Raw genomic sequence first — 5,528 nt, forward strand, 5'->3', positions numbered from 1 at the left:
ATTGACGACCGGCTCGACAAAGCGCGCCAGCGCGAACGGCCGGCTCCTGCCGCCATAGCGCCAGGTCATCAGCCGGTTGAGCGCAAGCGTCGCCAGCACGGCGAAAAGCAGGCCCGTGACCGTCATCACCAGCGCCAGCGCTGCGGCAAGCGAGGTGTTGAGATTGTGCATGGCCTCCTGCAGCACCAGCATGCCGGTGGTCCAGACCTTCTTGCCGCCGAGCATGGTGGCGGAGACGTAAGAGGTCGACGACATCAGGAAGACAACGATCATGCCGGACTTGAGCCCCGGCAGGGACAGCGGCAGATCAACCGTCAGAAAGCGGATCGCGGGCGAGGCGCCGAGGCTTCGGGCCGCCTCGTGCACGCGCGGCGAGGTGTTCTGAAGATTGTCGTAGAGCGCCAGCACCATGAAGGGCATGAACACCTGGGTCAGCGCCACGATCACCGCGCCGTGGTTGAACAGCATGGTCTTGACGGGTGGAATGCCGAACCAGCCGGTGACGATATTGATCAGCCCTTCCGGCGACAGCAACAGGATAATGCCGAGCGAGCGCACGACCACATTGGTCAAAAGCGGAATGAGAACGATGGCAAAGGCAAAGGCGCGGTATTTGCCCGGCATGCGCGCCAGCCAGTAGGCCACCGGATAGCCGAGCAGCGCCGAGGCGATGGTGACCGCGACCGACAGCCAGATCGTCTCGAACACCACCCGATAGTAGAAACTGTCGGAGGCGATATCGATAAACTGCTGCAGCGAGGGCGACTGGATCAGCGGTCCGAACGGGTCGGAATATTCATGCAGGGACAGGAATACCACCGCGACGAGCGGTGCGGCAAAAGCGATCAGGAGCCAGATGGTGACCGGCGCTGAAAGCGCCGGCCCAAGCCATTTCCTCATCCGGCAATCTCCCGGTCGTAGATGGACTGCCATTTGTTGCGGTTGGCATTGATGTAATCCCAGTCGAAGTCGACCAGCGTATCAATCTGGTCAGGCATGATCAGCTTGCTCTGCAGGTCAGCCGGGATATCGACATTGTCGACGGTCGGCGAGTAGTAGATCTCCTTGGCATAGGCGAGCATGACCTCCGGCGACAGGTGCAGGTTGACCCACTCTTCCGCCAGCTTCTGGTTCCGCGTGCCCTCGGTGATGCAGGCGACGTTCATGGCGAGCGCCTTGCCTTCTTCCGGATCGGCGAGTGCGAAATCGGGGTTCCGCTCCTCGATATACTTCTCGCAGAAGCTGCCGAATTCGACCGACAGATCGGCGATATCCTGATCGAACATGTCGAAGAGCTGCGCCTGACTGCCCTGGATAGCGGCAAAGGGCTTCAGTTCCTTGACCTTGTCAAAACCTTCCGGCGCCATTTTGGTCTGGTCGCCGAACCAGGAAAGCGTCGACATCATCAGCGCGGAAATGCCTTCGGCGCCGAGGCCGTTCGGCCATGCGATGCGGCCCTGCCATTCCGGCTTCCACATGTCCTTCCAGGACGTGATCGGCGCGGACGCCTTGGTCTTGTTGTAGACGATGGTGCAGGGGTTAATGGCAACGCCGTAACCGCCCTTCCTGGCGATCGGGTAGAGATATTGCGCGTTTTCGACCGCGTCGGTCGCCGGCTGGGTGACGCCATCCTTCACGGCCTGACGGCTTTCGAAGATGTTGAGATAGAGCACGTCGAAGCTCGGGCGGCCGCGTTCTGCATAGGCGCGGGCGCGGCGCTCGACGGTGCCGCCCAGCACGTAAGAGATCTTGCAGCCGTATTTGTCGACCAGAACCGGCTCGATATACTGCTTGACGATCTTTTCCTGGGTGCCGCCCCAGATGCCGACGACAAGCTCGTCGCCGGGCTTCGGGTCCGGCGTCTGGGCCCGGACGAAGGAATAGGGAGCGGCAAGCGTGGCGGCCCCGCCCAGAATAAGTTTGTTGAAGGAACGTCTCTTGATGTTCATGACAGCTGTTCTCCTGGTTTTATGTTTTTGTCAGATAAAGGTGGTCCCGCCCGGTTCGGCGGTGACCTGGCATGCCGTTCCCACCGGCGGCGGCGGCGTGTCGGAGGGGACGACAAGCCGGATCATGCCGCAGGCGGCCTGGATATCGGCCTCATAGGTCTCGCCGAGATAGGCAGCATTGACGAGCGTTCCTGAGACCGAAAGCGGGAAGTTTTCTTCGCCGAAGCGCAGGCGCGAGGCGCGCAGCACCAGTTTGGTGGCCTTTGGCGGCGCGCCGGCGCAGGTGATGCCGGGGGCGGAAAACACGCCGTTTTCCACCTTGCCGTCGATCACCGTGCGGTGGCCGAGGAAGGTCGCGGTAAACGGGCTCTTGGGGTGATCGCAAAGGGCAAGCGGCGTGCCGATCTCGCTCATCACGCCCTTGCTCATCACCGCCACGCGGTCCGACATGGAAAGCGCTTCCGACTGGTCGTGGGTGACGAAGATGGTGGTGATGCCGAGGCGCTGCTGCAGCGAGCGGATCTCGTTGCGCATGTCGGCCCTGAGATTGGCGTCGAGGTTCGACAGCGGCTCATCCAGAAGCAGAACATCCGGCTCGATCACCAGCGCGCGGGCAAGGGCGACGCGCTGCTGCTGGCCGCCGGAGAGCTGGCCCGGATAGCGATCGGCATAGGGGCTAAGGCCGACAGTTTCCAGCGTCTTTCCCGCCCGCTCCCGCCACTCGGCCCGCGAGGCGTTGCGCATGCGAAGACCGAAGCCGACATTGTCGATCACGGTCAGATGCGGAAACAGCGCGTAGGACTGGAACACCACGCCGATATTGCGCTTGTGCACCGGCTTGCGGCTGATGTCCTTGTCGTTGAGGATGATGCGACCGCCCGACGGCTCGACGAAACCGGCGATCATCCTGAGCGTCGTCGTCTTGCCGCAGCCAGACGGGCCGAGCAGCGACAGAAGCTCGCCCTTGGGCACTTCGATCGTCAGGCCCGAGACGGCTGTGGTATCGCCATAGGTCGCCGAAACATTGTCGAGGGTGAGATAGGGCTTAGGCGCCATTTGCGGTGTCCTCATTCAGAACGGAAAGCACGAGACGGCTGGCCGCGTGGCAAATCGCCAGCGTCAGCGGCTGAGCGTTCATCCCATCGGCAGATGCCGGGTCTTGTGCATGGAGAGAAAAGGCGGGCCAGGCGGCGGCCTGCAGCGACAGGCGGAGGCTGAAACCCGCCGGCACCGTAACAAAGGCCGCTCTGAGACCGACGCTCACCGGCGCACCCGTCACTTTTGTCCGGGTTATTCCGGTCTGGATCACGTTTGCGCTTCCTGTGGGGGGGACCAGAGAGAGCGTGGCAACGAGATCGAAGACCTGTGCTTCCGTCGATATGGTGATGTCAGCCCTGACGGGCCCGCAAAGAATGAAGTCCTGCGCAAAGGGCGCTGTGGTATAGACGGCGACGTCTGAACGGCCGTCGCTCGCCGCCCGATCGACGAAACCCGCCGGTTCGCCGACATGTCCGCCGACAAGCGGCGCCGGACGGAAGGGATCGCTGACGAGCACATCCTCGCCATCGCCGGCCACATCCGCAAGCCGGCCGTCATTCGCAAGCGTCGCGGCAAGCCCGCCGGAAGCGAGCGCCAGCGGTTTCTCCAGGGTCTCCGGCCAGTGGTCGAACGTCCTCCAGCGACGCTCCCCCATATCGAACAGCGTGAGAGCCGGCGGCGGATTGCCCCGGTTCTTCAGATAGAAATCGAAGAAGGCGATATTGGCGCGGTCGACGGAATAGGTCTCCGCTTCCGGTATGCGCGATTGGCCGCTTGCGCCGTTCCACGGCATATGCGCCCATGGGCCGATGGCAAGATGCGCGGTCTCCGGCGAGGCGTTGCGAAACGCCCGATCGGCGGCAAGCGTGCCTTCCAACATGAAGTCGTACCAGCCGCCGGTGTGCAGCACCGGGATATCCAGCGCGTGATCCTTGAGCAAGCGCTTAGGCGAGACCTGATCCCAGTCGCTTTCGAGATTGTCGATCCAGCGCTTCAGGTGCGAAAGCGCCGGACGTTCGGTGAGGTAGCGGGCTGTCTCCGGAAGGCCCTTGAGGGCGGAAAGTTCGGCATGGGTCTCGCGATCACCGTCATGGGCAGCCTTCAGCAACGCCATCTGCAGCGCCCAGCCGACCATGCCGGCATAACGCGGCGCCCCGCCCTCATAGGCCCAGTCCTTCTCCGGCGCGAAGGATCCCATGGCCGGCGCCATGGCATCCACTCGTCCGCCGCCGGCAAGCGCCAGATATTGCGTGATCGCCTGATAGGAAAAGCCGTAGAGCCCGATCTTGCCGTTGGCCCCCTCAAGCCCCCGCGCCCAGTCGACCGTTTCCGCGCCATCGCTCAATTCCTGGCGCAGGCAATCGAAATCGCCTTCCGAGGCGCCCATGCCGCGCACGTCCTGCACCACCACGAGATAGCCGTGGCGGGCATACCAGGAAGGGTGGGCGAGGACGACGGTGGAGGCGATCGCCTTGCCATAGGGCTGGCGCATCAGAAGAACCGGCCAATCCCCCTCGCTCGCCGGGCGATAGACATCCGCCGCCAGCGCCACACCGTCTTTCAGGGTGAGGTGCTCGACGCGCTTTGAAACGGCAGATGTCGGGTTTCGTGCCAGCAAGCGATCAGTCCTTGAACATGGTCTTCTGGGTGAGCCGTTCCATCGGGAAGGCGAGAACCTCTTCTGCAAGCGCTACGAGGCTCTGAGCGGAGCGCTCGACATGGATCCTGCCACGCTCGGCGTCGGCGGCAGCCGCATTGCCGCAGGCGCCCGAAGGGTGGAGATCCTGGGTCTGCCAGCCGAAGCCGATCCGCCCTTCCGCCGTCAGCACCTGATTGCCGCGCTCCATCTCGACGGACATGGGCTGGAAATCCTCGGCATATTGCATGTCGACCAGGTCTGGATGCAGATGCAGCATGGTCGAGGTTTCGGATTCACCGCCGTGAATGCCGTGTTTCAGCTCGTGCTCGCTGTAGAGATCAGCCTGGCTGGCGCCGGCGGAGACCCAGGAGGAGACGGCGAACATGCCGCATTTGATCCTCAGCTCGCGGCACACGATCTCCATCACCTGCGGCTGGCCGCCATGGGAATTGGCGAAGATGATCTTCCTGCAGCCGGCCCGCGCCACGCTCTCGCCGATCTCGAACCAGAGGCGGGCCAGCGTCTCGTAGGACAGCGTCAGCGTGCCGGGATATTCCAGATGCTCGACCGATTTGCCGACCGCCTGCATCGGCAGGACCAGCACCTTCATGTCGTCCGGCATGATTTCCACGGCGCGGCTGATGATGCCGGCATTGATGGCGCTGTCGACGCGAACGGGAAGATGCGGACCGTGCTGCTCGACGGCGGCCACCGGCAGGATCGCGACGAATTCCGACATGTCCATGTCGGTAAAGTCCTTGGTCGTGTGATCCCACCACCAGTGCGATTTGAGCGGCATTTGGTCTTCCTTCCATCCAGCGTCCGGACAAGGCTTCGCCGGCGGCGCGAGCAACACGGCTCGGCACGGCAACCAACCGGACTAAGTTTTATGCAGTTTAGAT

Annotated in this window: 5 protein-coding genes; all 5 read right to left on the reverse strand. The window is 63.1% G+C overall.

What is annotated here, in order from left to right; all coding sequences use genetic code 11:
- Positions 1–900: ABC transporter permease (locus tag AC5DC2_RS18570; RefSeq protein ID WP_491699540.1), on the reverse strand; the 900-nt coding region annotated here is incomplete at its 3' end.
- On the reverse strand, positions 897–1,949 hold the full coding sequence (locus AC5DC2_RS18575) for an ABC transporter substrate-binding protein (RefSeq protein ID WP_024706625.1): 1,053 nt from the start codon (positions 1,947–1,949) through the stop codon (positions 897–899). The genes AC5DC2_RS18570 and AC5DC2_RS18575, both read right to left, overlap by 4 nt.
- A 30-nt stretch (positions 1,950–1,979) precedes the next feature.
- Positions 1,980–3,005 carry an ABC transporter ATP-binding protein gene (locus AC5DC2_RS18580; protein WP_491699541.1) on the reverse strand — a complete coding sequence of 342 codons (1,026 nt, stop codon included), beginning with the start codon at positions 3,003–3,005 and terminating at the stop codon, positions 1,980–1,982.
- Positions 2,995–4,605, reverse strand: a complete 1,611-nt coding sequence (locus tag AC5DC2_RS18585; RefSeq protein WP_491699542.1) for a CocE/NonD family hydrolase — start codon at positions 4,603–4,605, stop codon at positions 2,995–2,997. Before AC5DC2_RS18585 ends, AC5DC2_RS18580 begins: the two co-directional genes overlap by 11 nt.
- Positions 4,606–4,609: 4 nt before the next feature.
- Positions 4,610–5,425 carry a creatininase family protein gene (locus tag AC5DC2_RS18590; RefSeq protein WP_491699543.1) on the reverse strand — a complete coding sequence of 272 codons (816 nt, stop codon included), beginning with the start codon at positions 5,423–5,425 and terminating at the stop codon, positions 4,610–4,612.
- Positions 5,426–5,528 lie beyond the last annotated feature (103 nt).

It is taken from the genome of Martelella sp. (assembly GCF_984369615.1).

What these genes read in the sequence shown, in the direction of transcription:
- AC5DC2_RS18575 (WP_024706625.1), bottom strand. Translation starts at nt 1,949, where the DNA reads ATGAACATCAAGAGACGTTCCTTCAACAAACTTATTCTGGGCGGGGCC.
- AC5DC2_RS18580 (WP_491699541.1), bottom strand. Translation starts at nt 3,005, where the DNA reads ATGGCGCCTAAGCCCTATCTCACCCTCGACAATGTTTCGGCGACCTAT.
- AC5DC2_RS18590 (WP_491699543.1), bottom strand. Translation starts at nt 5,425, where the DNA reads ATGCCGCTCAAATCGCACTGGTGGTGGGATCACACGACCAAGGACTTT.